We start from the raw sequence: 26,727 nt of genomic DNA, 5'->3' as shown, positions 1-26,727 counted from the left end.
GGTCTTGTTGTCGATGCGGCTGGTATCGAACACCGATTGTCCCTGGTCGGCATCGGATACGTTCAGCTTGCCGACGTAGTCGAGGGTATTGGTTGCCGAGACATTGGCGTCTTCGGTGACGGCGCCCTGATCATTGCCGGTGATCACCGCGGCGTCGTTGACGCCGGTGACGACGACGGTGATGTCATGGGCGGTGCCGTCCTTGGAGTAGACGGTGAAGACTTCGGTGCGGGTGTCGCCCTGGCCCAGGTACTGGACCTTGGCGTTGTCGACGCTGTAGTGCCAGTTGCCGTTGGCGTCGATGGTGATGCTGCCGAGGTTGGCGGTCTTGTTGTCGATGCGGCTGGTATCGAACACCGACTGGCCCTTGTCAGGGTCGACGACATTCAATTTGCCGGCATAGTCCAGCGTATTCGCCGCCGACACATTCAGATCTTCGGTGACCGCGCCCTGGTCATTGCCGGTGATCTCCGCCGGATCATCCTTGCCCTGGATGGTGATGGTGACGACGTGGGGTGTGCCATCCACAGAGTGCACGGTGAAGGTGCGGTCGAAGCGGTCGGCGCTGGTCAGCTCCTGGGCCTTGGCGTTGTCCAGGGTGAAGGTCCACTTGCCGGAGGCGCTGTCGAAGTGGAAGGTGCCGTAATCGACCTGAACGTCGGCCATCGGCTGGAAGGCGGACTGGTTCTGATCCACATCCTTGACCAGCAGGGTGCCTTCCACCTGGGTGATATCGTCCTCGACCACGACGCCGTGGTCGGTGCCGCCGATGATGGCGGGGTCGTTGACGCCATTGACGACGACGGTGATGTCGTGGGCGGTGCCGTCCTTGGAGTAGACGGTGAAGACTTCGGTGCGGGTGTCGCCCTGGCCCAGGTATTGGACCTTGGCGTTGTCGACGCTGTAGTGCCAGTTGCCGTTGGCGTCGATGGTGATCGAGCCCAGATTGGTGGTCTTGCTGTCGATGCGGGTGGTGTTGAACACCGTTTGGCCCTGGTCGACATCAGACACATCCAGCTTGCCGACATAGTCCAGCGTCTTGGAGCTGGAGACGTTGGTGTCTTCGGTGACGGCGCCCTGATCGTTGCCGGTGATCACCGCGGCGTCGTTGACGCCGGTGACGACGACGGTGATGTCGTGGGCGGTGCCGTCTTTGGAGTAGACGGTGAACACCTCGGTGCGAGTGTCGCCCTGGCCCAGGTACTGGACCTTGGCGTTGTCGACGCTGTAATGCCAGTTGCCGTTGGCGTCGATGGTGATGCTGCCCAGGTTGCTGGTCTTGTTGTCGATGCGGCTGGTATCGAACACCGATTGTCCCTGGTCGGCATCGGATACGTTCAGCTTGCCGACGTAGTCGAGGGTATTGGTTGCCGAGACATTGGCGTCTTCGGTGACGGCGCCCTGATCGTTGCCGGTGATCACCGCGGCGTCGTTGACGCCGGTGACGACGACAGTGATGTCGTGGGCGGTGCCGTCCTTGGAATAGACGGTGAACACCTCGGTGCGAGTGTCGCCCTGGCCCAGGTATTGGACCTTGGCGTTGTCGACGCTGTAATGCCAGTTGCCGTTGGCGTCGATGGTGATGCTGCCGAGGTTGGCGGTCTTGTTGTCGATGCGGCTGGTATCGAACACCGATTGTCCCTGGTCGGCATCGGACACGTTCAGCTTGCCGACGTAGTCCAGGGTATTGGTTGCCGAGACATTGGCGTCTTCGGTGACGGCGCCCTGATCGTTGCCGGTGATCACCGCGGGATCGTTGACCGGGGTGATGCCGATATTGACGGTCACGGTGGCGCTGCCGCCACGGCCGTCGCTGACGGTGACGGTGAATTTATCGCTGCCGTTGTAGTCCTGGGCCGGGGTATAGGTCCAGGTGCCGTTCGGATTGACGGTGACGGTGCCATGCTGCGGATCGGAACCCTTGACGAAGGTCAGCGGGTCGCCGTTGGGGTCGCTGGCGGTCAGCGTGCCGCTGACCGGGGTGTCTTCGTCGGTGGTGACATTCATGTCGCTGCCCAGCGGCGCGCCGTTGGCGGCGGTGAAGAACGGCGGCGAGTTCTGCGCCGGGACGTCGGCGGCTCGGTTTTCGGGCACTTGCGCCGCGCTTGCCTGCGCGGCTTCCAGCTGCAGTCCGGTCAGGCTTTCCGAGATGCGGCCGATGCGGACGAAGGAGTGGCCGCTGTTCTCGCCGCCGGCATCGTTCAGGCCGGCCGCTGCCGGGTCTAGGCTGTCAAAAGGATTGCCGGGGTTGGCCGCCGGATTGTCCAGCGCCGCCAGGATCTGCTGCGCTTCCGGCGCCAGCGGGGCGATGCTGGCTTCCGCCGCGTCGGCATGCTGCGCGTGCAGCACCTCCTCGGTCAGCGTCACCTGGCGGTCGCCGTCCAGGCGCATCACTTCGCCGTCGGCGCGGCTGATGCTGACTGCGGCGCCGTTTTCCAGCTGCAGCTGCTCGCCGGGCTGCAGGATGTCGCCGACTTTCAGGATGCGTACCTTGCCGTCGACGCCGATCGCCTTGACGCTGCCTTGCAGCGAGAGAACCTGTCCCTGGGTGCTGGTGGCCATGATGGAAATCCTTATGACAGTTTGCTGATTTCAGCAGAATAGCGGCGCGCTACCCAGAAAAACATTGTACTGAAGCGCTATAAAACCCGATTCTTTTTGGATGTTGTCTGACAATGTAATAAGTTTGATAAGCGGGGCTAGACCATAAACATAAAAGGCGTACCTGACACTTGGTACGGGTTTGGCTATAACCCCTTAAGAAAAGGGGGGCAGGGCGCAGAAATCGCGGGCAGCAGCCAGCACCGTACAATGTCGGACAATTGGAGCCAGCCCGCGGCGCCGTTGTCCTTGTAGCGGGGATTTCATCATGGAACTCTATCTGCTCTGCCTGGTTTTCTTTCTGACCGACATCGGCGTCCGGCTGGCGCTGCGCACCCGATCGTGGCGCGCGGTGGAGCTGACGCTGGTGGCCGGTTTGCTGCTGGCCTGGCTGTTGTATCCGCATCTGAGTGATTGGGCGGTGCCGTGGATGCCGCTGAGCGGGGGCATGCTGTTGTACGCGGTGATGGTCGGCCTGCAGCTGGGGCTGATGGATGCGGCCTTGCGCACCGGACTTGGCCGCTGGCGCGCGGCGCACGCGCCGGCCAGGCAGACAAGCCGGCGCTGGTGAGCATAAGGCCGCGCCCGCGGCCTTATGCTTGACGAATGGCCATGGGCGGGAGCAGACTTCGCGCTTCCGCCGCGTGCGCATCCTGAAAAACGCATCGCCGCGGGAATTATCGGAGCCGTTTCGCCGCCCGGCGCGCCGGACTCCTCGCTCTTTCATCGTTCTTTACAGGTACCGCCATCATGGCATCGATCTTTATCCTGTCGCGCCATTTGCTGCGCGACATGCTCGGCGACGAGCCCGTTTCCCCATCCATTCTTTCCACCGAAGCGCCGCCGCGGCAGCTGCTGGCCGACAATGAACATCTGCGCCGATCGCGGCTGGAGCAGCGCGCCGACCAGCGCCGGCTGGAGATCTGCTCATGCTGATCCTGGCCGAGCCGGACGGCCGGCTGAGGCTGCGCGATTTTCGCGGATCCGATCTCGATGCCTATCTGGCGGTGCGCAGGGGCGCGGCTTTCGGCCGCCATTACGCGCCGGAGCAGATGGGCGCGGATTTCAGCGCGCGGCTGCTGGAAAACTTTCTGGCGCAGCAAGGGCGGACGCCGCGCCGCGACTGGCAACTGGCGATCGAGCGCATCGACGACGGCGCGCTGATCGGTTCGGTCGGCTTGCGCGGCGCGGGCGGCGGCGAGGCCGAGTTCGGCATCGAGCTGGCCGAAACCGCCTGGCGGCAGGGCTACGCGCGGGAGGCTGCCCGGCTGATGCTGGCCTTCGGCCGCGAGCGGCTGGCCTGCCGGCGCTTTCGCGCGCATTGCGCGCCCGGCAACGTGGCGATGCTGTTGCTGGCGCAGAGGCTGGGCTTCGACATGCAGCCGCTGCGCGACGGCCGCCGGCTGGATCTGCTGCTCGCGGCCTGAGGCCGGGCGGTTGCGGCGAGAGAAGACGGACTTCACAAAGGGGAAGCCGTTTCGTCTTGCCTGCTAGGCAGCATGTGCTGTCTGTCAGGCAAGGAGTTTCCCATGCGTTCCATTTTGCTGCTTCTGTTGGGGTTGGCCACGTCGCTGCCGGCCGCTGCTGCGATCAATTGCGCGCCGGGTTCGCCGGATATCGCTCTGGTGCCGATGCAGGTCGCTGTGCTGCCGGCGGCCAACAGCCGGCTTAACCCGCAGATCAATCTGGAGCATATCTTCTGCGGCGAGATCAACGCCGCTGGTGCGGCCGTGGGCTTCCACGCCCGACCGGGCGGACACAATCCCGTGTTGGGGGCGGGGCCCGCTGCGCCGTTGGCGGCTCAAATCACCGCTGGCGTGGACTACATCGTGTTGCCCGGCGCGGCCCATCCAGGGCCATATCGCTATGTCGGCGGCGGCATCCAGGTGTATGACACGGCGGCCGGCGCATGGGTCGCCAAGGGCGGGGCCGGCAGCTCCACTTTCTATCCCGATGCTTGCAACCGGGCACAGATCATGGCGTCGGTCCGTTACGCCTATACCCATATCGCCAGTTTCAACGCCGGCAACCAGCAATTCGTCGGCCCGTCGGCGCCAGCGGTCAATGCCGCCGGTTATTGCACCGGCGAAAACGGCGCGGTGTTCAGCATCGCCGGCTATCTGAACCTGATCGGCGGGGTATGGAGGGTGAATACCGCCTACCCGCTGTCGATGTTCTAGCGGTTTGCGGCTACGCCGCCAGAGAGCCGGCGGCGGATGCCGCCTCGATCGGGGAGAGTTTTGATTTACTCATGCAAAAAATGGAGATCCATGTGAAATAGCATTGATATATCTTGACCTTGCGGGGATATGGTATGAGACTTAATCATCCATGACGTGGCGATATTCATCGCTCAAACCATGCCGCCGATAGAGCGGCGACATCCCCGGGAGAAAATGGAAATGACTGCATTGGCAGCGCTGCGCGGTGAGTTCGACGCGCTCAACCGCGATTACCTGGCCATCCACAAGGCCAAGGAAGACCTGTTCTGGGACACCTATATGGCGGTGTCCGACGACGACGCCGGCTTCGCCCGCGCCGAGGGTGCGTTCAAGGACTTCATCTCCAGCCCGGAGCGGCTGGCGCGGACCAAGGCCGCCATCGCCCAGCTGGAGACGCTGCCTGTAGGCGCCGAGCGCGACGCGCTGCTGCACGGCTTCAAAGGCTGGCAGGCGCTGTTCGACAGCAACATCATCGAAAGCGACGAAGCGCGCCAGCTGATGACCGAGCTGGTGGCGCTGGAGTCCGAGCTGTTTTCCAAGCGCCGCGGCTACAAGATGCGCCACATCAACGAGGCCGGCGAACTGGAGGAGGCGACGCTGAGCGGGCTGTCCACCAATATGGGCACCAACCGCGACGAGGCGGCGCGCAAGAGCTCGCACGACGCGCTGATGGGCCTGGAGCGCTGGGCGCTGGACAATGGCTTCATCGCCATCGTCAACAAGCGCAACGTGCTCGCCCGCAGCCTGGGCTACGCCGATTACTTCGAATACAAGGTGAAGAAGAACGAGCAGATGACGCCGGATCAGCTGTTCGCGATTCTGGATGACTTCGAGGCCCGCACCCGCGACGCCAACCAGCGCGCGCTGGACCAGCTGAAGGCCAGGCACGGCGACGGCGCGCTGCTGGCGCACAATCTGCGCTTCCACATGAGCGGCGACGTCACCCGCCAGATGGACCCCTACCTGCCGTTCTCCAAGGCCGTCGAGCGTTGGGTGCTGAGTTTCCGCCGGCTGGGCATCCAGTATCGCGGCGCGACGATGCAGCTCGATCTGATCGAGCGCCAGGGCAAGTACCAGAACGGTTTCTGCCACGGTCCGATTCCATCGTTCTTCGACGGCGAAGCCTGGGTGGCCGGCCAGATCAACTTCACCGCCGACGCCAAGCCGGACCAGGTGGGCAGCGGCGCGCGCGCGATCAACACGCTGTTCCACGAGGGCGGACATGCCGCGCATTTCGCCAATGTCACGCAGAACGCGCCATGCTTCTCGCAGGAGTTCGCGCCGACGTCGATGGCCTACGCCGAAACCCAGAGCATGTTCTGCGACAGCCTGCTGGACGACGCCGATTGGCTGAAGCGCTACGCCCGCAATGGCCAGGGCGAGGCGATTCCGGACGAGCTGATCCGCGCCCGCATCGAGTCGGTGCAGCCTTTCGCCGCCTACGCCGAGCGCTCGATCGCCGTGGTGGCTTACTTCGAGCGCGCGCTGTATGCGCTGCCGGAGAGCGAGCTGACGGCTGAACGCGTGCTGCAACTAGCCCGCGCCAGCGAGAAGCGCATCCTGGGGGTGGACGTCAGTCCGCGGCCGCTGCTGGCCATTCCGCACTTGCTGAACCAGGAGTCGGCCGCCGCCTACCACGGCTATCTGCTGGCCAATATGGCGGTATACCAGACCCGCGCCTACTTCATCGGCAAGTACGGCTATCTGACCGACAACCCGGCCATCGGCCCGCTGCTGGCCGAGCACTACTGGGGCCCGGGCAACAGCATCAACCACAACGCCACGCTGCTGCGCCTGACCGGCGAGCCGTTCAACGCCCGCTACCTGGCCGACAGCTGCAACCAGAGCGTGGACGAGGCCTGGGCCGACGCGCGGAGGCTGATCGCCGAATCCGCCGCGCGCGACTACCCGGCGCAGTATCCGGATACGCTCGCCGCGCATATCCGCCTGGTGCACGGCGCGGAGCTGATCGCCGACAACGCGGCCGGCGACGCGGCGATGTTCGACCGCTTCGAGAGCTGGGTGGCCGGCCATTACCCGGCCAGCGTGCATTGAGTTGTTGCTGGACCGCGAAACGGCCGGGTTTTCCGGCCGTTTTTCATGGTGGAACCGGCTCAGCGCGCCGGCGCTGCGGAATTGGCTGGCGGCCGGGACCGGAACGGATGATTGACGTTTGGAGCGTTGGCGCGCGCGTGTCGGCATGACATGCGCGGATGAGCAGGTGCAGGAGATTCTGCAGGCGCAGCGGCAGAGGCTCGATCCGACTCCCCCCAATTGGCGGGGCTATGCCAAAAAGCGCCAGGCCTGCGAAGGCGCGCGGCCTTATTGTTGGCGGTAGATCAGCCGGCCTTCCAGCAGCAGTTCGCTGGCGGCCAGCGCCAGATTGTTGCCGGGGGCGGCGCGGTCGAATACGAAGCGCTGGCCCTGGTACTCGATCCAGGCGCAGATCGGCTCGCCCTGGAAGCGGCCGAGGATTTCCTCGGAGCGCAGCACGTCGGCGTCGGCCGGCAGCATCAGGCCCTTGGGCGCGCTGTCGGCCTGCTCCAGGTCCCACTTGTCGTTGTTGATCGGCTGCGGATCGTGGCGGGTGGCCGATTTCATCCACAGGCGGAACATCCACAGCGGCAGCAGCACGCGGTGCACGCGCTTGTCGTCGGTGATCACGCAGGCCACCGGGAAGCGCTGTTCGCATTGCGGACAACAGGCCTCGGCGGACAGGTAGATCTTGCCGTGCATCAGGCTGGCCAGGCCTTCCATGTGCTCGGCGCCTACCATGGCGCGGCACTGCGGGCAGTGCTTGCCGAAACGGCGCACGCTGTTGCCGTTGGCGAAGGTGAGCGGAAGGAAGCGGGAAATCTTGTCTGGTCGTGCCATTGCTGAGGTCCGGATAGCCTGGGAAGCGCCGCCGGACCGGAGGGTCGCGGCGGCCGTCTCGAACTGGGGATTATAACCCCTCGCCGTGACAAGAGAAATGCAGGCGGCAAGCCAGGCGGTGGCGCTCGCCCGGCGCCAGCGCGCGCGCGTCGTCGCCGGCGTTGGCGGTTTCGACGCAGACGAAGCGCCGCCAGTCCGCGTCCGGCAGATCGGCCAGCTTTCGCGCCTTGGCCGGCGCAGGGTTCCACACCACCGCGCTGGCCGAGCCTTCCGGCTGGATGGCGATGTCGCGTCGCCAGCCGGCGTCGCGCAGCGTCGCGGCCTGTCTGGAATACACCACCAGGTCCACCTCGCCGGCGAAACGGAACGGGCCGGCCGGCAGGGCGACGCGGGCATCGGCCACCTTGTCGTGCGCCGGGGCGTTTTCCAGGCCCAGCAGCTCGACGCTGTCGATGTCGGACACCGCGAAATAGCTGTGCAGCGCGGCGCCGACGGTTCGCGCGGCGTCGCCATGGTTGGTGGTGGTCAGCGCAATGCCCGCGCCGTCGGGGCCGATGCGGAAATCCAGCTCGGCGGCCAGGTCGCCGTGGCGCGGGCCATCCAGTTTCACGTGGAACACTTCGCCGTCACGGCTGGCGTCGCGCAGGGTCCAGAGCTGTTGGCGCGCGACGCCGTGCGCCGGCTGTCCGGCGTCAGACGGATGCGGGCCGAACCACGGCCAGCACACCGGCACGCCGCCGCGTATCGCCTTGCCGGGCTGGCAGGCGGTTTGAGGCGACAGGTAGAGCAGCGGCGGCTCGCCGTCGCGGCGGTAGTCGATCAACTGGCCGCCCAGCAGGGCGATGCGGGCGGAGAAGCCGTCGCCGGCCAGCAGGATCTGGTCGACGCCGGGCGCCAGGGGGGCCAGGCTCAGGCCTTGCGGAAGGAACATCGCGCGCTCCGTCGGAATCGGGAAAACACCGATGATAGCGCGCGGCGGGGCGGTTCAGCGCGTCATTCGATCAAGCCCAGCCGCCGCCACAGCGAGCGCAGCGTCCACAGCGGGCCGATCAGCAGGAATTGCAGATCCTGAGTGAACGAGGGCTTTTTGCCTTCGCGCGCGTGGCCGGCGAACTGGCCGGCCCAGGCCACGGCGAACACCAGCAGCGAGACGATGCCCAGCGGCAGGCCCTGGCTTTGGGCGATGGTCAAGAGCAGCAGCGCCAGGCCGCTGAGCATCGCCATCACCAGCGCCGCCGCGCGCGACAGCCGCCAGTACCAGGCCACGGCGGCCAGCGCCGCCAGCCAGGCCCAGGGCAGCGGGCCGGGCAGCACGATCAGCATGCCCAGCAGCGACAGCGCGATCAGCGGCACGCACAGCTTGTGCATGGCGATGTTGAACGGATGGCGGTGGCTTTCGTCGTAGGCCGCCAGCCATTGCGGCAGGGTCATCATGGTTCGCCTCCCTTTATCTGCGCTGGATCAGCCAGCGATGCGGCCGCTCGCGCTACAATCGCTCATTCCCGTCAAGACTGGAGCCAAGGTGTCAGACGCCGCCCAACCCCGTTACCAGCGCATCAAGGACTACATCCTGTCCGGCATCCGCGACCGCCATTTCCTGCCCGGCTGCAAGATTCCGCCGGAACTGGAGCTGGCGCGCCAGTTCGGCGTATCGCGCATGACGGTCAACAAGGCGGTGCGCGACCTGGCCGAGGCCGGCATCCTGCTGCGCTTCGCCGGCGACGGCACCTACGTCGCCGAGCGCAAGGCGGAGTCGCCGCTGCTGGACATCAACAATATCGCCGCCGAAATCGAGGCGCGCGGCCATCGCCACACCGCCCACGTGATTCTGCTGGAGGCGGCGCCGGCCAGCGAAGAGGTGGCGCTGCGGCTCAGCGTGCGCGCCGGCGGCGCTGTCTACCATTCGCTGATCGTCCATTGCGAGGACGAGGTGCCGATCCAGCTGGAAGACCGCTACGTCAATCCCGCCTTCGCGCCCGACTATCTGCGGCAGGATTTCTCCGAACGCACCCCCAACGACTACCTGATGCAAAGCTGCCCGCTCACCGATATCGAGCATAGCGTGGAAGCGGTGCTGCCGGGGGCGGCGGAGCAGGCATTGCTGGGCATCGCCGCGGCCGAGCCCTGCCTGCTGGTGCTGCGCCGTACCTGGTCGCACAAGAAGCTGGTCAGCTTCGCCCGGCTCACGCATCCGGGGCTGCGTTACAAGCTGCGTTCGCAGACGCGGGTGAAGAAGTAAACGGTATATACAATTAGCCGACAATCGCCGACAAAAGCGGCCGCCTGACAAGCGGCCGTTTTTTATTGCCATGCAACATCAGTACCTTGCATGAGACAGTCTGGGAAAAGATTTTCCCCTGCGCTTGACACCGGCAGTCCAGGCGATTAAATGTATATACAAATAACCCGGCAGGACGACCATGAACGTTCCCCATTCCCACCGCCCCAGCCTGTGGCTGAACGCCAGGCTGGCCACCATGGACCCGGTCCATGACGCGCCCTACGGCGCGCTGGAAGGCCATGCGTTGCTGTTGCGCGACGGCCACATCGAGGCGGTGCTGCCGCAGGCCGCGGTCGACGCCGCCGCTTTCGACGGCGAGGTGTTCGATCTGCAGGGGCGCTGGGTCACGCCGGGCTTCATCGATTGCCACACCCACCTGGTGTACGGCGGCAGCCGCGCGGCGGAATGGGAAAAGCGGCTCACCGGCGTGCCCTACCAGCAGATCGCCGCCGAGGGCGGCGGCATCGTCTCCACCGTCCGCGCCACCCGCTGGCTGGACGAGGAGGAGCTGGCGCTGGCCAGCCTGCCGCGGCTGAAGGCTTTGATGGCCGAAGGCGTCACCACGGTGGAGATCAAATCCGGTTACGGCCTGACCCAGGCCGACGAATTGAAGCAGTTGGCTGCCGCGCGGCGGCTGGAAGCGTCCTTGCCGGTGGAGGTGGCGACGACCTTGCTGGCCGCCCACGCGGTGCCGCCGGAATACGCCGGCGACGCCGACGGCTATGTCGACCTGGTGGTCGAATCCATCCTGCCGGTGGCGGCGCGGGCGGGGCTGGCCGAGGCGGTGGACGTGTTCTGCGAATCGGTGGGCTTCACGCCGGCGCAGACCCGCCGCGTGTTCGAGGCGGCGCGCGCCCATGGCCTGAAGGTGAAGGGCCATGTCGAGCAGCTGTCCAACCTCCACGGCGCGGAGCTGGTGGCCGAGTTCGGCGGCTTGTCCGCCGACCATATCGAATACCTGGACGACGCCGGCGTGGAAGCCTTGCGCCGCGCCGGCACGGTGGCGGTGCTGCTGCCCGGCGCTTTCTATTTCCTGCGCGAGACGCAAAAGCCGCCGGTGGACAAGCTGCGCGCCGCCGGCGTGGCGATGGCGGTATCCACCGATCTGAACCCCGGCACCAGCCCGTTCGCCTCCATCCGCTTGGCGATGAACCAGGCCTGCGTCTTGTTCGGCCTGACGCCGGAAGAGGCGCTGGCCGGCGTCACCCGCCACGCGGCGCAGGCATTGGGCCGCGGCGGCACCCACGGCCGGCTGGCCGCCGGCTGCGTGGCGGACCTGTTGGTCTGGGACATCGGCCATCCGGCCGAGCTGGCCTACAGCGTCGGCGTGCCGCTGCTCAAGCGGCGGGTGTTCCGCGGCGCGGCGCAATCTATCGACTGATCACCGTTCGGCCCGCCGGACGCCAGCGCGCCTCCGGCCGGGACGGCGATAAAGGAAGCATGCACATGGTGGACATGAAGATCTGGACCGGCCGCGTGGACGCGGCTGAAGGCGAGGCGGCCAAGCGCTGGCACCAGGCGGTGCAGCCGCTGCCTGAGAGCGGCGCGCCCGGCATCGCCATCATAGGCTTCGCCTGCGACGAGGGCGTGCGCCGCAACCAGGGCCGCGTCGGCGCGGCCGCCGGCCCGCAGACGCTGCGCAAGGCGTTGGCCAACCTGGCCTGGCACCCGACCTTGCCCTTGTACGACGCCGGCGACGTGGCTTGCGCCGACGGCGATCTGGCAGCCGCGCAGCAGCGCCTGGGCGAGCGCGTGGCGCAGGTCATCGCTGCCGGCCATCTGCCGCTGGTGTTGGGCGGCGGCCACGAAACCGCCTACGGCCATTGGCTGGGCCTGTCGGCCGCGCATCCGGACAAGCGCATCGGCGTGATTAATTTCGACGCCCATTTCGACCTGCGCCAAGCCGACGAGGCCACCAGCGGCACGCCGTTCGCGCAGATCGCCGCCGACTGCGCCCGCCACGGCCGCGTGTTCCGCTACCTGTGCCTGGGCGTGGCCGAAACCGCCAACACCCAGGCGCTGTTCGACACCGCCCGGCGCTTGGGCGTCGAATGGCGGCTGGACACCGACATGAATGGCTGGCAGCTGGCCGACATCCGCGGCCAGCTGGCCGAGTTTCTCGACAGCGTCGACGCTGTCTATCTGACCATCGATCTGGACGTGCTGCCGGCGGCGCAGATGCCGGCGGTGTCGGCCCCGGCCGGCTACGGCGTCGACATCGCCGTGGTGGAGGCGCTGACCTCGCGCATCGCCAAGAGCGGCAAGCTCGCCGGCGCCGACCTGGTGGAATTCAATCCCGCATTCGATATCGACAGCCATGGCGCCAAGGCGGCGGCGCGGCTGGCCTGGAGCCTGAGCCGCCACCTGCGCCGTTGAAGTTCGCGCGATTCAAGGAAAACAGAGGAGAGAGAACCATGACCGACCCGCGTTTTGACCCATCCCGCCAAATCCGCGCGCCGCGCGGCAACCAGCTGACATGTAAAAGCTGGCTGACCGAAGCCGCCTACCGGATGATCCAGAACAATCTGGACGCCGAAGTGGCCGAGCACCCGCAAAGCCTGGTGGTGTACGGCGGCATTGGCCGCGCCGCCCGCAATTGGGAATGCTACGACAAGATTCTGGAGACGCTGCGGCGGCTGGAAGACGACGAAACGCTGCTGGTGCAGTCCGGCAAGCCGGTGGGCGTGTTCAAGACCCACGAAAACGCGCCGCGGGTGCTGATTGCCAACTCCAACCTAGTGCCGCACTGGGCCAACTGGGAGCACTTCAACGAGCTGGATAAAAAAGGCCTGATGATGTACGGCCAGATGACCGCCGGCTCCTGGATCTACATCGGCTCGCAGGGCATCGTGCAAGGAACCTACGAGACTTTCTTCGCCGTCGCCAACCAGCACTTCGGCGGCAAGCCGCAGGGCCGCTGGATTCTGACCGGCGGCTTGGGCGGCATGGGCGGCGCGCAGCCGCTGGCCGCCACCATGGCGGGTTTCAGCATGATCGCCGTCGAATGCGACGAAACCCGCATCGATTTCCGCCTGAAAACCCGCTACGTCGATCGCAAGGCCACCACCTTGGACGAGGCGCTGGCCATCGTCGAGGACGCCAAGCAGTCGGGCAAGGCGGTGTCGGTGGGCTTGCTCGGCAACGCCGCTGACGTGTTCGCCGAACTGGTGGCGCGCGGCATCACCCCGGACGTGGTCACCGACCAGACCTCGGCCCACGACCCGGTGCACGGCTATCTGCCGCAGGGCTGGACCGTGGCCCAGTGGCGCGACAAGCAGAAGACCGCCGCCGCTGAAATCACCGCAACCGCCAAGAAATCGATGGCCGTGCAAGTGCGCGCGATGCTGACGCTGCAAGAACGCGGCGCGGCGACGCTGGACTACGGCAACAACATCCGCCAGATGGCGCTGGAAGAGGGCGTGCAAAACGCCTTCGACTTCCCCGGCTTCGTCCCGGCTTACGTGCGCCCGCTGTTCTGCGAGGGCATCGGCCCCTTCCGCTGGGTGGCGCTGTCCGGCGATCCGGAAGACATCTACAAGACCGACCAGAAGGTGAAGGAGCTGATCCCTGACGATCCGCACCTGCATAACTGGCTGGACATGGCCAAGGAGCGCATCGCCTTCCAGGGCCTGCCGGCGCGCATCTGCTGGGTGGGTCTGAAAGACCGCGCCCGCCTGGGCCAGGCTTTCAACGAGATGGTGAAGAACGGCGAGCTGAAGGCCCCCATCGTCATCGGCCGCGACCACCTGGATTCCGGCTCGGTCGCCAGCCCGAACCGCGAAACCGAAAGCATGCGCGACGGCTCCGACGCCGTGTCCGACTGGCCGCTGCTCAACGCCTTGCTCAACACCGCCGGCGGCGCCACCTGGGTATCGCTGCACCACGGCGGCGGCGTGGGCATGGGCTTCTCGCAGCACTCCGGCGTGGTCATCGTCTGCGACGGAACGGATGCTGCGTCCGAACGCCTGGGCCGCGTGCTGCGCAACGATCCGGGCACCGGCGTGATGCGCCACGCCGACGCCGGCTACGACATCGCGGTGAACTGCGCCAAGGAGCAGGGCCTGGACCTGCCGATGCTGAAGTAGGCGTCGTAGGGCGGGAGCCCCCGCGGGGCGTTCCGCCTGCCTCGTTATGGGAGAGCTGGAAGTGCAAGCAAGCGATCTGATCGGCGAATGGAAGCTGGACGAATTCATCGTCCATCGCGAAAGCGGCGAGGCTTTCCATTGGCCGGGCGAGCAAAGCGGCACGCTGATCTACACCGCTGGCGGCTACGTCAGCGTCGCGCAGAACCGCCAGCCGCTGGCCAACCCCAGCCCGGAAGACGCGCAGCGGGTGTCCAACTTCTACACCGGCCGCTGGAGGCTGGGCGAGGAGGCGGGCGTGGTCTACCACACCGCGCTGCAGTCGAACGCGCCGGCGGTGATCGGCCAGACCATGCGCCGCGAAGTGGAGCGGCTGCCGGACGGACGGCTGAAGCTGTCCGGCCAAGGGTTGAAAGAAAAGGTGACGTTGATCTGGTCGCGTTTGTGACCGATAAGCGCCCATCAGCAAGCATATAAGAAGCATAGAGAGACAGAAGCCATGAGCATCCTCAACATCGTACCGGGCCGGCTGACGCTGGCCGACCTGCGCCGCGTTTCACGTGAAACCGGTCTGCAATTGAAGGTCGATCCGTCCGCCTACGCGGAGATCGACGCCTCCGCCGCCACCGTGGCGCGCGTGCTGTCGGAAGGCCGCACCGTCTACGGCATCAACACCGGCTTCGGCCTCTTGGCCAACACCAAGATCGCTACCGACGAGCTGGAGTTGCTGCAACGCTCCATCGTGCTGTCGCACGCCGCCGGCATCGGCGCGCCGATGGAAGACAGCAGCGTGCGCCTGGTGATGGCGCTGAAGATCAACTCGCTGGCGCGCGGCTTCTCCGGCATCCGCCGCCAGGTGATCGACGCGCTGGTGACACTGTTCAACCGCCAGATCTACCCGGTGATTCCGCAGAAGGGCTCGGTCGGCGCGTCCGGCGACCTGGCGCCGCTGTCGCATATGAGCGCGGTGCTGATCGGCGAGGGCGAGGCCTTCGTCGACGGCGTGCGCGTGCCGGGCTCGGTGGCGATGCGCTCCGCCGGCCTCGAGCCGATCACGCTGGCGCCGAAGGAAGGCCTGGCGCTGCTGAACGGCACCCAGGCGTCCACCGCTTTCGCGCTGGAGGGCCTGTTCGCCGCCGAGGACCTGTACGTGTCGGCCACCGTGGCCGGCAGCCTGTCGGTGGAGGCCGCGCTGGGCAGCCGCACTCCGTTCGACGCGCGCATCCACGAAGTGCGCGGCCACCAGGGCCAGATCGACGCCGCCCGCCTGTACCGCGAGCTGCTGGAACACAGCCAGATCGAGCAATCACATGAAAACTGCGGCAAGGTGCAGGACCCGTACAGCCTGCGCTGCCAGCCGCAGGTGATGGGCGCCTGCCTGACCCAGATCCGCAACGCCGCCGAGGTGCTGCGCGTCGAGGCCAACGCGGTGTCCGACAACCCGCTGGTGTTCGCCGGCGACAACGACATCCTGTCCGGCGGCAATTTCCACGCCGAGCCGGTGGCCTTCGCCGCCGACAACCTGGCGCTGGCCATCGCCGAAATCGGCTCGCTGTCCGAACGCCGGATGGCGCTGCTGATCGACAGCAATCTGTCCAAGCTGCCGCCCTTCCTGGTCAACAACGGCGGTGTCAACTCCGGCTTCATGATCGCCCAGGTGACGTCGGCCGCGCTGGCGAGCGAGAACAAGTCGCTGGCGCACCCGGCCTCGGTGGACAGCCTGCCCACCAGCGCCAACCAGGAAGACCACGTGTCGATGGCGACTTTCGCCGGCCGCCGCCTGCGCGACATGGCCGGCAACACCGCCGGCATCCTGGGCGTCGAGCTGCTGGCCGCCTGCCAGGGCATAGACTTCCGCGCGCCGAACAAGTCCAGCACCAAGCTGGAGGCGGTCAAGGGCATGCTGCGCGAGCAGGTGCCGTTCTACGACAAGGACCGCTACTTCGCGCCGGACATCGAGAAGGCCGCGGCGCTGGTGGCCAGCGGCCGCTTCAACGGCCTGATCGACGGCGAGGTGTTGCCGTCGTTGTAAGGCGTAGGGCGCGTCGCCCGTAAGGGCTACGCGCCATTGACGTGGTGATAAGAGGGGCAGGCCGGATGGCTTGCCCTTTTTGTTTGGGTGCTATGTTGAGTGAGTCAGCTTCTGGGATTGGTTAGTGGTGTCCGCTGTGCAGCCTGCTACGTGTCGCAGTCGGGTGAACCACTCTGTAGGGCGACGATCCGTTTTTGGTGTTGTGTCCGCTGCGCGGACGATGATTTTCATGGCGGGGCTGCCCGCCGGGCAGGTCGGGGAGCTGTTTCGCCAGCTCCCCGACACCCCTAGGCGACCCCAGCAGCGCGGCGAAACCCCGTCTCCAAAGCCATTCCCAAGGAGTCGCCGGAACTAGCGGGGCGCTAACGTCGCCCCACGTCGAACAGCCGGCGGCTTAAGACTTTGGAAATGGTTTCGGAACCGGCTTGCGCTGATGGGGAAGAGAGTGCATTGGTTCGGTTCTACAGCGTTGGAACATTGTTCCTGCCTGATAGGCTGTACTGGGTGTAGCAAAGTCCCGTGTTCACTGAGGCTTTTGAATATGGATGCTCCTATTTTGGTTGCTGTGATTTCTTCAGCAGCAAGTATTGTTGTCGCAGCGGTTACTTTTTTTCTTACGAAGCGAAAGGAGCGTGAAGCTGAGAGGAAAAAACAAAAGCTGGAGCATTATCGGGAGTTTATGGATGCGCTTAGCGGTACGGTAGGATCTGATTCGACTCCTGAGGAGGAGCGGCGTTGGACACGAGCTGCCAATACCATTGGTTTGGTTGCTTCCCACAGAGTGCTCCTGGCGCTTTGGCAGTTTCAGGATGCAATTGCGCGATCCAATCCGAATCCATCAAGAAAGGCTCATGACGAGGCACTGAATAAGCTTATGTTTGCTATCCGTTTTGATCTGCAAATTTCTCCTGCCGATGATCCAGAGACTTTCACATACCGGTTATGGTGCTCTGGCACCCATGATCGAAAGGGCTAGGGTGTGGTGCCATGGCTGAGTGGCGTGCTTGTTACTAACGTTGGCTGTTAAGAGATAAATTGAGACGGGATGGTGTTTCCATTCTTTGCCTGAGAAGCGGAGACGTATATCGACAGTATCCTGATTCCCCTTCCGCGCGCGCCGCTCAAAAATCGTCCGGCCAGGTTTTAAGCCGCCGCTTGTTTGAGCGGCGCGACGGTAGCGCGGCGCGAGTTCGGCGGGGCCTGGCCGGGCGGTTTTTGAGCGGGGTTTCGCGCGTGGTAGGGGCGGCCTGGGGTGGTCAGGGGGCTGGCCGCGCAGCCCCCTGACCCGCCTTTGGGCGGAACTCGCTTTTTCAAAGAGGCGGGTATGTGAGCGGCAACCGCCTGGTTGTAGTCACGTAGGGCCCATGTCGCGACGATGGACATGCCACTCGCCCCGGCTTTCGGCCGGTCCCCTGATCCTCCCGTTTCCGTTATTCTGACTTCTTTTGCCAGGGGCGAGCGATGCCTCCCCTTCCGCCAGGCGTGGTGGCGGGCGCGTGCTTCTTTTTCACCGTGGCCACCACGCGCCAGCATGCGGTGCTCACCGACGAGATGGTTCGCGTCGCGTTGCGGCGGGCCATCGTCGCCGTGCGGGCCGCGCGACCGTTCCGGATCGAGGGCTGGGTGTTGCTGCCGGACCGGATGCACGCGATCTGGACGTTGCCGGCCGGCGACGCCGATCACGGCGCGCGCTGGCGCGAGATCAAACGCCGGGTGACGCGGCTGGTGGGCGCGCATTATCTGCGCCCGGACGGGCGGCCGAGAGAACGGGACGCGCTCTGGCAACTACGCTACGAACAGCGGCGGGTGGCCGGGGCGGAGGAGCTGGCCCGCCACCTGGATTTCCTGCATTACAGCCCGGTCCGGCACGGCTGGGCGACGCGGGTGCGGGATTGGCCGTACTCGTCGTTCCACCGCCATGTGGCCGGCGGGCGGTATCCGCCGGACTGGATGGAAGGGCAGGTGGGCTGAACCCTGCCGGCGCGGCGGGGTCTCAGCCGCTGGTGCCCCTGGCCCTCTTTCGAGAGGCCGGCCAGACATTCCGATGCCGTGTCGCCTTCGCCGCAGGCTGTTGCCTGCGTCGGCGCGCCGGGTTTGGAGGTTTGCGTCAGCCGCTCTTGTATTTCGACGATAGGAGCCCGCCATGACCGATATGTCCACGCTCAGCTTCACGGTTGTGCCCAACCGCGATCTGACCGCGCAGCAGCGCGACCGCATCCTGAGTTTGTGCTCTCAGGCCTACGAAGAGGATTTTTCGCCGCATATGGAGTTGTTGGGCGACGCCACCCACTTGATGGTCAGCGAGGAGGGCGAGCTGGTCAGCCACGCCGCCTGGCTGCCGCGCGAACTGCGCGCCGAAGGCCTGCCGCCGCTGCGTTCCGCCTATGTGGAGGCGATGGCCACCCTGCCGGAGCGGCAGGGCAAGGGCTATGGTTGCGCGGTGCTTTCCACCATCCCGGCTTTGATCGGCGATGATTACGATATCGCCGCGTTGTCGCCGTCCGAAGCCGATTTCTACGCCCGCCGCGGCTGGGAGCTGTGGCTGGGGCCGTTGGCCTACCAGGACCGGGAGGGGCTGGTGGAGACGCCTGAGGAGGAAGTGATGATCTATCGCTTGTTCCATACGCCGTCGGCGCTGGACATCAGCGCGTCGCTGGAAACCGACTGGCGGCCCGGAGAGGTGTGGTAAGCGATTGATTCGGCGAAAAACCGGCCTTGCGTGGCCGGTTTTTTTGTGCCGCCGCGCCAGCTATTTCCGCCCTGGCCCGCGCGTGCCGGACAGATAGCGGCCTGCTATCGCCGCCATCCTGAAATCCAATTGGCATCGCGCGCCGCTTCCACGCAAAGTGGAGGAGAACTCATCGCGAAGGAGACCCGGATGCTGCAAGAGTTGCTGCCGCCATTGCTGGCCTATTCCGGCAGTTACCGGCAAGGCTTGTCCAATCATGTGCCGATGGCCTTGCAGGCCTTGGCCGAGCTTGGCGCGGATGAGGCCGAGCTGCGCCGGCGGGCCGCGTTGCGCGCGCATCTGGAGCCGCTGGTCGACGATGGCCGCGACATCGCCGACACCAGCGGCTGGCTGGGCGACGCGGCCGGCGAGGCCGCCTGGCGGCGTCGTTTAGCCTGGGAGCGGGAAAGCGAGCGCTGGCAGCGCAGCTGGCCGCAACGACTGCGACTGGTGCTGGAGGCGCCGGCCTCGGCATCGTTTCATGGCGTGATCCGGCTGGCCTATGCGGTACGAGGCGGCGTGGAGTCCGAGATCGACGCCGCCTTGGCCTATGCCTTGGCGAACTGGCGGCTGCTGCCGTCGCCGGGCCGCAGCGCGGTGCCGCTGACCCTGCCGGAGCTGCTGCGCGATTGGCACCGCGCGCCGATTCCGCAGGGCGAGGAGGGCAGGCTGATCGCCGACGACATCGAACACGCGCTGGCCGCGTCTGTGCTGCCGTGGCGGCTGCCGCCCGGCTTGCTGGCCGGGGCGCGCGAGCAGCGCCGCCTGTGCCGGCTGCTGTTTCTGGCCAGGCGCAAGTTCAATATCCTGCATCTGCTCACCGCCTGGGAGGCCAGCCTGAGCCTGGCGCGCGGGCAAGGCTGGAGCGAAGTGCCGGATTGCGCGGTCTTGCAGATGCAGATGGCGCTGCTGGGAGCGTTCATTTACCAGGGCTGCCCGGCGCTGCCGACGTTGCGCCGGGATCCCTTGCCGCCGCTGGCCGATATCCGCCGGCTGGCGCGGGAGCAGCGGGACGACCACAGCGTCAAGCTGGCGCTCAGCTGCATGCGCCTGGCGGAATTGGAAGGCGACGCCGCCTGGCTGGAGCTGGCCACCGAAGTGGCCGCCCACGGCTGGCCGGAGCGGATGGCGGCATGAATGGAAAACGGCGGGCCGCCGCATCGCGACGGGCCCGCCGTGCCGGAACGCGCGGCCCGCGCCATGCGGGCCGGCGGCGCGGCGCTTACTGCACTTGGGCGAAGGCCTGGGCCACGTAGGGCGCGTTGGCGGCGCTGAGGCCGGCCACGCACATGCGGCCGCTGCCCACCAAGTAGACGGCGAACTGCTCGCGCAGCTTGTCCACCTGAGCCTGGCTGAAGCCGGTGTAGCTGAACATGCCGCGCTGGTTCACCAGATAGCCGAAATCGCGCTCGGGCAGCGCTTCCTTCAGCACCCGCACCAGCACGCCGCGCATCGCCTGGATGCGTTCGCGCATCTCGTTCACCTCGGATACCCACAGCGCCTTCAGCTCCGGATTGTTCAGCACCGCGGCGATCACCTTGGCGCCGTGCGTCGGCGGGCTGGAGTAATTGCGGCGCACGGTGGCCTTCAACTGGCCGGACACCAGCGCCGCCTCGGCGGCGGTTTCGCACACCACGGACAGGCCGCCGCAGCGTTCGCCGTATAGCGAGAAGATCTTGGAGAAGGAGTTGCTGACCAGGAAGGCGATGCCGGCGTCGGCCATCGCGCGGATCGCGTAGGCGTCTTCCTCCAGACCGGCGCCGAAGCCCTGGTAGGCGATGTCCAGGAACGGAATCAGCTGGCGCGCCTTGGCCACTTCCACCACCTGGTCCCACTGCGCGTCGGTGAGGTCGGCGCCGGTGGGGTTGTGGCAACACGGGTGCAGCAGCACGATGCTCTTGGCCGGCAGCGTCTGCAGCTTGGCCAGCATGGCGGCGAAATCCACGCCGCGGGTGGCCGGGTCGAAGTAGGGGTAGCGGTCCACCGTCAGGCCCGCGCCTTCGAAGATGGCGACGTGGTTGTCCCAGGTCGGGTCGCTGACCCAGACGCCGGACGCCGGGAAGTAGCGCTTGAGGAAATCGGCGCCCACTTTCAGCGCGCCGGAGCCGCCCAGCGTCTGCAGCGTGGCGATGCGGCCGCCCGTCACCGCCGGATGATCGGCGCCGAACAGCAGCGTCTGGATGGCGCTGCGGTAGGCCGGCATGCCGTCCATCGGCAGATAGGTGCACGGGTGTTGCGGTTGCGCGGCCAACAGCGCCTCGGCCTGTTCCACCGCTTTCAGGCGCGGAATGCGGCCGGCTTCGTCGTAATACAGGCCGATGCTGAGGTTGACCTTGGTCTCGCGGGAATCTTTGCCGAAGGCTTCCACCAGCGACAGGATGGGATCGCCGGCGTAGGCGTCTACATGTTGGAACACAGTCTTCTCCTCTTGGTTTGCAGGCGCCCGCGCTGTAGTCCGGCGGGTCGCCTTGAAATCAGGCCAGGTCGTCGCGCTTCAGCGCCAGCGCCATCGCCGCGATCCACGGCACGATCAGCCAGCCGCCCAGCACGTTGACCAGCGCCACCAGCTTCAGCCGAGGGCTTTTGACCAGCGCGGCGGTGACGGTGGGCAGCAGGTAAGCGCCGCCCATCACCAGCGCATCGCCCAGACAGACGGCGATTTCCGTCAACAGCGGCATCTGGCCCCAGCTGCCGGCGCACCACAGCGCGATGACGGCCAGCAACAAGGCGAACAACAGGTTTCTCAGCAAGGGCAGGGACATGGCGCGGCTTAGCATGGACAAACCCTTATCCTGCGAGTTTTTGCCGCGGCTGGCAACGGCCGCATACGCAAGATAAGGGCGGGAAATGCCATAAATCATGGATTTTCTATCATTTGCTTGCCGTTTATATGCCAAACGCTTGTTTGGGGGCGCGCATTTGTTTACGCTGGAACTTTCCTCAAGGCGAGAAACGGCGATGGCGGTGGCGATAGACAGCGATCCGGCGCGGCTGGACCGGGAGCGGATTTACCAATATCTGTCGGGCGAGTCCTACTGGGCGCGCGGCTTGCCGCGCGAGGTGTTCGAGCGCTCGCTGGATCATTCGCTGTGCTTCGGCGCCTATGCCGACGACGGCCAACTGATCGGTTTCGCCCGCGCCATCACCGACCGCGCCACTTTCGCTTATCTGGCCGACGTGTTCGTGCTGGAAGGCTGGCAGGGCCAAGGGGTGGGCAAGCGGCTGGTGGAGGCGGCGATGGCGCATCCGGACCTGGCCGGCCTGCGCCGGATGATGCTGGCCACCGCCGACGCGCACGGCCTGTACGCGCAATACGGCTTCACCGCGCTGAACCGGCCGGAGCGGATGATGGAGAGGCTGGACCAGGACGTGTATCTGCGAAAGGCGGCGGGCGGTGACGCGCAAGCAGTTTTGGGATGACCCCTACCAGACTGAGCTCGCCACCCGCGTCAGCCGGGTGGACGGCGAGCGGGTGTGGCTGGAGGAAACCATCTTCTACGCCTTTTCCGGCGGCCAGGAGAGCGACAGCGGCCGCATCGCCGGCCATCCGGTGCGGCTGGCGGAGAAGCAGGGGGCGGACATCGCCTACACGCTGGACGCGGATCACGGCTTGCGCGCCGGCGACGCGGTGGCGGTGGAGATAGACTGGCCGCGCCGCTACCGGCTGATGCGCCTGCATTTCGCCGCCGAATTGGTGCTGGAAGTGATCTGCCAACAGATGGAGGACGCGGAGAAGATCGGTGCCCACATCGCCGAGGACAAGGCGCGGATAGACTTCGCGCTGGATCTGCCGATCACGCCCTTGCTGGCCGATATCGCCGCGGCCGCGCAGCGGCTGATCGACGACGACCTGCCCATCGTCAGCGCTTTTTCCGACCAAGCGGCCGGGCGGCGCTATTGGGAGCTGCCCGGTTTCGCCCGCGTGCCCTGCGGCGGCACCCACCTCAAGCGCAGCGGCGAGGTGGGGCGGCTTGCGCTTAAACGCCGCAATATCGGCAAGGGCAAGGAACGGGTGGAAATCTATTTACTGGATCAATGATGCTGTATGACCTTGCCGCAGTCGGCGCCGCCGGCTGCTGGGCGCTGGGCGGACTGCTCGGCGCTGGGCCTTCCCGCCATTTCGGCCCTTTCGCCTTCACCCGCTTGCGGCTGACGCTGCTGACCGTGGTGCTGGGCGGCGTCAGCCTGCTGTCCGGCGGCTGGCATTCCATCAGCGCGGCCAGCTTGTGGCCGGCGCTGCTGTCGGGGCTGGCCGGGATTTTCCTCGGCGACACGGTGATGTTCGCGTCGATGAACCGGCTGGGGCCGCGCCGCACCGGGCTGCTGTTCGCCACCCATTCGGTGTTCTCGGTGCTGCTGGGCGTGCTGTTCCTGGCGGAGCGCTTGAGCGCGGGGGCGATGCTGGGCAGCCTGCTGGTGTTCGGCGGCGTGTTGCTGGCGGTGGCCTTCGGCCGGCGCGAGGTGGACGCCCACGTGTGGGAGCGCAACGACAAGCTGGCTGCCGGCGTCGCCCTGGGTCTGACCGCCGCGTTGTGCCAGGCGCTGGGCACCTTCTTCGCCAAACCGGCGATGGCGGCCGGCCTGGAGCCGGTGACCGCGTCGGCGCTGCGCATGGGCGTCAGCTGCGGCGCGCATTACTTGCTGTGGCTCAGCGGCTGGAAACTGGCCAAAAGCCGCGGCCCGTATACGCCGCGGATGCTGGGCCAGACCGCGCTCAACGGCCTGGTGGCGTTGGGCTTGGGCATGACCCTGATCATGCTGGCCTTGCAGCATGCCAACGTCGCGACGGTGGGCATTTTGTCGGCGCTGAGCCCGGTATTGATCCTGCCCATGCTGTGGGTGGTATTGCGCCGTCCGCCGCCGCTTCTGGCCTGGTTGGGCGCGGCGGTCAGCTGCGCCGGCACCGCGCTGGTGGTGTTGCGTTGAACCATGAAAAACCGCGCCGGAGGGCGCGGTTTCACGTGGAACGTCGCAGATGGTCACATCAGCATTTGATGCAGGCGAGCAGGGCGACGTTGCGGGGGCGGACAGGAAACGTTTCCAGACCAATTTGACTATTGGGCAAGCTAGCGTCAGACGCCAGTGCGCCCCCCCAATTTCCGCCTCCTCCGCTAGTTGCGGCTATGCCGCTTCTACTATCGAAATTACGAGGTCTCAAGGCATCATGCCAACAAGAGCCAGCCATCGTGCCGTCTATGCGGCTGGAAATAACGATGCTGGTTGCATCCTGAGATTTGCCCAGCATGCGCCCAGAGTCCACACCACGTCCATTATCCCATCCTCTGATAAATTCGCCGCAGAGATTAGGAAGAGTAAAAGTTGTGACGCCATCTCCGCCATATATCTTGCCGATGGCTGCGCTGAGTGCAGGGTAATCCTTGCATTGCAATGTGCGCCCGTCAGCAATCAGCCAACCGTTAGGCGCTTGCGGCATGGCGAAATGCGCGACCATGCCAGCCGGCGCAGCGGAATTGACCTGGACAGAGGTGGCGGCGTCGGCGATGCCATAACCGGCCAGCGTGGTGGCCTTGTCGGCTTTGCCTGACAACTGTTTGGTAATCGAGGCTGCGTAGTTGGCGTCGTTGCCCAGCGCCGCCGCCAATTCCTGCAAGGTGTTCAGCGCGCCGGGCGCGCCGGCCACCAGATCGTTGACCGCTTTTTGCAGATCCGTTTTGCTGGCGCCGTCGGTGATGCCGTAATCGGCCAGCGTGCTTTGCTGTCCGGTTTTCAGCAGCTTGACCCAGGGTTGCCAGTTGCCGTTTTCCAGCCGCTGTTCGTAAGTGGCGCCGCCCCACATCCAGTAGACCTGGCTGCCCCATTTGTCGCTGAGGAAGTGGGCCAGCAGCATGCCATTGCCTTTATCCGGCGCGCCGCTGGTTTGACCGGCGTCCACATGGTAGAGGCCGTTGGGACGCACGGTTTGCAGCGAGCCGCTGGCGATGTTCTTGGCGTAGCCGGACAGGCCGGCGGCGTTCAGCGCCTGCTCGACGCGCAGCGGCGTCATCGCTTTGACGTTGTCGTTGCCCGCTTCGGCTTCGGCCTGGCTGGCGACGGCGATGCCGTATCCGGCCAACGTGGTGGGTTTGCTGTTGCCGCCCCAGGCGATGCTCTGAATGGCTTGCAGCAGCTGGTCCTGGCGTTTGGAATCCAGGGTCTGGCCGCTGTTCTTGATCACGGTCAGCAGTTCCTGCGCGGCCGATTGCACGCCGTTCAGCCAGTCGGCCGCCACGATGGTGCCAAGCTCGCCAGTGGCGGGATTGCCGTCGTGGAACAGGCTGTCCGGGCTATTGATGGGTTTGAGGTCTTGCATGGAAAACGCCTCCCGTTGGCTAAAGAAAAATCGGCCGCAGGGCCGATGACGGATGTCGCTGTTTGAGAATGACGGTGATTGTGCGGGAAGCTTGGGAATGGGCTTAGTGGACGGGTGTCAGTGTTGGTTGAACTGGGTCAATGGAGAAGCTCTGGAGTTGCATCGCTCCGGCTACGTGTTGGAGGAGTGTTGTGGTTAAGTCGGCGGCGGCGATTGTGCGAGAAGGCCCATCCGCTTTGTAGCGGATGGGCGTTGGCGAAGAGTGGTATAGCAGTTGGAGAGTTGTTTGCCCGGCGAGGATTAGCGATTGAAGACGATGCTGTTCCAATTGTTGAACGTCTGGTTCGGATCATATGGCACCGGGCTGCCGGTGGTATCGGTGTTGTAGGCGTGCAGCATCGACATCAAATCAGCCCGATAGCCAGCCTTGCTGCAGTTCCGAGCCCAGCCGTTGTTGGCCAGCATAGTGGAGTGGGCTGTCGCGAGGAAGCCATAGCCGCAGTTCTCCGCCGCACCCATGTCGGTCATCAGTGTACCGTGCCAGTCGGCCTGGAAGCCTACGTCGCAGTTGGTGGCCTTGGCGCGCCGGCCTTGCGGCAAACTGGGGACCGGACCGGAGCCGTATGACCACAGCGTGCCGCCGGCAGAGGCCTGGAAGCCCACCGTGGCCTGATCGACAGTGCTGCCGTCAGACCAGATATATGCGTTGCGTACGCTGTAGATGCCTTGAAACACATTGGAAACACGCCCATCCGACATCCATAATTTGGAGCCGTCTTGGGATAGAACGCCTGCGGATAGCACCGATGGAGTGTCGGGGTTGGCGGACGCCGGAACTTTGGTCGATGTATTCTTGCCCAGACCGGTGACTGCGCTGGAAGGCAGCCAGACATGGGAGCCGCCGCTGGCGACGACTGCCCAATTCTTGCAGTTGAAGACGCGCAGCCGCTCGAAGTTGCCGCGGGCGTTCTGGTCCACCTCCAATCCATTGCAGGCGCCTTCCAGTACGATGGAGCCCGCGTCGGCATAAACCACCGATCCCTCTTCCACCCGCAGGCAACGGTGGCTCCAGTGATTGGGACCGGCGTCGCCAACGATATGGAAACCGGAGAAGTTGAGGCCATGCAAGCGCGAGAGCACCACGCCATCGCTGGTCTTGTTGTCCTTGGGAACCAGGATGATCTTGCAGGCTGATGGATTGGCGACATTGCCCTGGATGCGGATGCGGCTGGCGAAGGGTTGATGGGTCAGCCAGATGCCGCTGGTGGTGTACTGGCCATCGGCTACCTGAATCAGCACGTCGGCCTGCAACATCTTGCCAAGCAGGCTGTTCCAGGCGTCCTGAATGCCGGCGAATGGCTTGCCGGGACCGACTTGCAGCGTGGTGTAGCCTTGCACGCCCCAATCGCTGGTTTTCATGGCGTCGGTGATGCCGTAGCCCGCCAGCGTGGTGGGCTTGCTGTTGCCGCCCCAGGCGATGTTCTGCACGGCTTGCTGCAACTGATCCTTGCGCGAGGGGTCGGGACTTTGGCCGCTGGTCTTGAGCAGGGTCAGCACTTCTTGCTGGGTGGACTGTACCGCCGACTGCATGCCGTTC

The 26,727-nt window shown here is 65.6% G+C and carries 26 protein-coding genes; 18 read left to right on the top strand and 8 right to left on the bottom strand.

Annotated elements, in window-relative coordinates:
- Nucleotides 1-2,562 (bottom strand): retention module-containing protein (locus ACY3GB_RS13680; protein WP_463089221.1); only part of this gene is annotated, 2,562 nt, incomplete at its 3' end.
- A gap of 307 nt (nt 2,563-2,869) precedes the next feature.
- On the opposite strand from ACY3GB_RS13680, the gene ACY3GB_RS13675 reads away from it, so the two are divergent.
- The 5 genes from ACY3GB_RS13675 (at nt 2,870) to ACY3GB_RS13655 (ending at nt 6,878) form a co-directional block, all read left to right on the top strand.
- Complete coding sequence (locus ACY3GB_RS13675; protein ID WP_463089220.1) at nt 2,870-3,172, top strand: hypothetical protein; 303 nt, start codon at nt 2,870-2,872, stop codon at nt 3,170-3,172.
- 179 nt (nt 3,173-3,351) lie between these two features.
- Nucleotides 3,352-3,537 carry a hypothetical protein gene (locus ACY3GB_RS13670; protein ID WP_463089219.1) on the top strand — a complete coding sequence of 62 codons (186 nt, stop codon included), beginning with the start codon at nt 3,352-3,354 and terminating at the stop codon, nt 3,535-3,537.
- A complete protein-coding gene (locus ACY3GB_RS13665) occupies nt 3,531-4,028 on the top strand; it encodes a GNAT family N-acetyltransferase (RefSeq protein ID WP_463089218.1) in 498 nt (165 codons plus the stop codon). The genes ACY3GB_RS13670 and ACY3GB_RS13665 overlap by 7 nt, the downstream gene beginning before the upstream one ends.
- Nucleotides 4,029-4,130: 102 nt before the next feature.
- Complete coding sequence (locus ACY3GB_RS13660; protein WP_463089217.1) at nt 4,131-4,781, top strand: EndoU domain-containing protein; 651 nt, start codon at nt 4,131-4,133, stop codon at nt 4,779-4,781.
- A 222-nt stretch (nt 4,782-5,003) separates the two neighbouring features.
- On the top strand, nt 5,004-6,878 hold the full coding sequence (locus tag ACY3GB_RS13655; RefSeq protein WP_463089216.1) for a M3 family metallopeptidase: 1,875 nt from the start codon (nt 5,004-5,006) through the stop codon (nt 6,876-6,878).
- Nucleotides 6,879-7,145: 267 nt separating this feature from the next.
- Here ACY3GB_RS13655 and ACY3GB_RS13650 read toward each other — a convergent pair whose 3' ends face one another.
- From ACY3GB_RS13650 to ACY3GB_RS13640, 3 genes are all read right to left on the bottom strand, one after another.
- Nucleotides 7,146-7,697 carry a hypothetical protein gene (locus tag ACY3GB_RS13650; protein WP_463089215.1) on the bottom strand — a complete coding sequence of 184 codons (552 nt, stop codon included), beginning with the start codon at nt 7,695-7,697 and terminating at the stop codon, nt 7,146-7,148.
- Between the two features lie 70 nt (nt 7,698-7,767).
- Entirely contained in the window at nt 7,768-8,628 is an 861-nt protein-coding gene (locus tag ACY3GB_RS13645) for a D-hexose-6-phosphate mutarotase (RefSeq protein WP_463089214.1), read from the bottom strand.
- Between the two features lie 62 nt (nt 8,629-8,690).
- Nucleotides 8,691-9,131, bottom strand: coding sequence for an Mpo1 family 2-hydroxy fatty acid dioxygenase (locus ACY3GB_RS13640; protein ID WP_463089213.1), 441 nt, complete (start codon nt 9,129-9,131; stop codon nt 8,691-8,693).
- Nucleotides 9,132-9,219: 88 nt separating this feature from the next.
- On the opposite strand from ACY3GB_RS13640, the gene hutC reads away from it, so the two are divergent.
- The 10 genes from hutC to ACY3GB_RS13590 all read left to right on the top strand — a co-directional run bounded on the left by hutC (nt 9,220) and on the right by ACY3GB_RS13590 (nt 19,957).
- On the top strand, nt 9,220-9,936 hold the full coding sequence (hutC, locus tag ACY3GB_RS13635) for a histidine utilization repressor (protein ID WP_463089212.1): 717 nt from the start codon (nt 9,220-9,222) through the stop codon (nt 9,934-9,936).
- 181 nt (nt 9,937-10,117) lie between these two features.
- Nucleotides 10,118-11,359, top strand: coding sequence for an imidazolonepropionase (gene hutI / locus ACY3GB_RS13630; protein ID WP_463089211.1), 1,242 nt, complete (start codon nt 10,118-10,120; stop codon nt 11,357-11,359).
- A 65-nt stretch (nt 11,360-11,424) separates the two neighbouring features.
- On the top strand, nt 11,425-12,354 hold the full coding sequence (gene hutG, locus ACY3GB_RS13625; protein ID WP_463089210.1) for a formimidoylglutamase: 930 nt from the start codon (nt 11,425-11,427) through the stop codon (nt 12,352-12,354).
- A gap of 38 nt (nt 12,355-12,392) precedes the next feature.
- Nucleotides 12,393-14,063, top strand: coding sequence for a urocanate hydratase (gene hutU, locus ACY3GB_RS13620; protein ID WP_463089209.1), 1,671 nt, complete (start codon nt 12,393-12,395; stop codon nt 14,061-14,063).
- 61 nt (nt 14,064-14,124) lie between these two features.
- The gene (locus ACY3GB_RS13615; protein WP_463089208.1) at nt 14,125-14,508 is read left to right on the top strand and encodes a lipocalin-like domain-containing protein; all 384 of its coding nucleotides are present in this window, start codon (nt 14,125-14,127) and stop codon (nt 14,506-14,508) included.
- A gap of 51 nt (nt 14,509-14,559) precedes the next feature.
- Nucleotides 14,560-16,092 (top strand): histidine ammonia-lyase, encoded by a 1,533-nt coding sequence (gene hutH / locus ACY3GB_RS13610; RefSeq protein WP_463089207.1) that lies wholly within the window; start codon nt 14,560-14,562, stop codon nt 16,090-16,092.
- Between the two features lie 541 nt (nt 16,093-16,633).
- On the top strand, nt 16,634-17,068 hold the full coding sequence (locus tag ACY3GB_RS13605) for a hypothetical protein (protein ID WP_463089206.1): 435 nt from the start codon (nt 16,634-16,636) through the stop codon (nt 17,066-17,068).
- Between the two features lie 485 nt (nt 17,069-17,553).
- A complete protein-coding gene (locus ACY3GB_RS13600; RefSeq protein WP_463089205.1) occupies nt 17,554-18,063 on the top strand; it encodes an REP-associated tyrosine transposase in 510 nt (169 codons plus the stop codon).
- A gap of 172 nt (nt 18,064-18,235) precedes the next feature.
- The gene (locus ACY3GB_RS13595; RefSeq protein WP_052717516.1) at nt 18,236-18,781 is read left to right on the top strand and encodes a GNAT family N-acetyltransferase; all 546 of its coding nucleotides are present in this window, start codon (nt 18,236-18,238) and stop codon (nt 18,779-18,781) included.
- A 189-nt stretch (nt 18,782-18,970) separates the two neighbouring features.
- Nucleotides 18,971-19,957 carry a hypothetical protein gene (locus tag ACY3GB_RS13590; protein WP_463089204.1) on the top strand — a complete coding sequence of 329 codons (987 nt, stop codon included), beginning with the start codon at nt 18,971-18,973 and terminating at the stop codon, nt 19,955-19,957.
- Between the two features lie 85 nt (nt 19,958-20,042).
- On the opposite strand, the gene ACY3GB_RS13585 is transcribed toward ACY3GB_RS13590, so the two are convergent.
- On the bottom strand, nt 20,043-21,236 hold the full coding sequence (locus ACY3GB_RS13585) for an amino acid aminotransferase (protein WP_463089203.1): 1,194 nt from the start codon (nt 21,234-21,236) through the stop codon (nt 20,043-20,045).
- A gap of 58 nt (nt 21,237-21,294) precedes the next feature.
- Entirely contained in the window at nt 21,295-21,597 is a 303-nt protein-coding gene (locus ACY3GB_RS13580) for a superinfection immunity protein (protein WP_463090939.1), read from the bottom strand.
- Nucleotides 21,598-21,778: 181 nt separating this feature from the next.
- On the opposite strand from ACY3GB_RS13580, the gene ACY3GB_RS13575 reads away from it, so the two are divergent.
- The 3 genes from ACY3GB_RS13575 to ACY3GB_RS13565 are packed head-to-tail and all read left to right on the top strand — an operon-like array spanning nt 21,779 to nt 23,746.
- Nucleotides 21,779-22,240 carry a GNAT family N-acetyltransferase gene (locus ACY3GB_RS13575; RefSeq protein WP_231150454.1) on the top strand — a complete coding sequence of 154 codons (462 nt, stop codon included), beginning with the start codon at nt 21,779-21,781 and terminating at the stop codon, nt 22,238-22,240.
- Nucleotides 22,215-22,859 carry an alanyl-tRNA editing protein gene (locus ACY3GB_RS13570; protein ID WP_463089202.1) on the top strand — a complete coding sequence of 215 codons (645 nt, stop codon included), beginning with the start codon at nt 22,215-22,217 and terminating at the stop codon, nt 22,857-22,859. Before ACY3GB_RS13575 ends, ACY3GB_RS13570 begins: the two co-directional genes overlap by 26 nt.
- Complete coding sequence (locus tag ACY3GB_RS13565; RefSeq protein WP_463089201.1) at nt 22,859-23,746, top strand: DMT family transporter; 888 nt, start codon at nt 22,859-22,861, stop codon at nt 23,744-23,746. The genes ACY3GB_RS13570 and ACY3GB_RS13565 overlap by 1 nt, the downstream gene beginning before the upstream one ends.
- Nucleotides 23,747-23,804: 58 nt before the next feature.
- Here the strand turns inward: ACY3GB_RS13565 and ACY3GB_RS13560 are convergent, their stop codons facing one another.
- Together ACY3GB_RS13560 and ACY3GB_RS13555 are read right to left on the bottom strand one after the other, a co-directional pair.
- Nucleotides 23,805-25,130 (bottom strand): phage tail protein, encoded by a 1,326-nt coding sequence (locus ACY3GB_RS13560; RefSeq protein WP_463089200.1) that lies wholly within the window; start codon nt 25,128-25,130, stop codon nt 23,805-23,807.
- Between the two features lie 300 nt (nt 25,131-25,430).
- Nucleotides 25,431-26,727, bottom strand: a 1,297-nt coding sequence (locus ACY3GB_RS13555) for a hypothetical protein (RefSeq protein ID WP_463089199.1), incomplete at its 5' end; no start/stop codon positions are given.

The sequence above is a fragment of the Chromobacterium sp. Ag138 genome, assembly GCF_055181315.1.
Note: the sequence above shows the minus strand (reverse complement) of the source record. Positions and strands in the feature narration are given on the sequence as shown.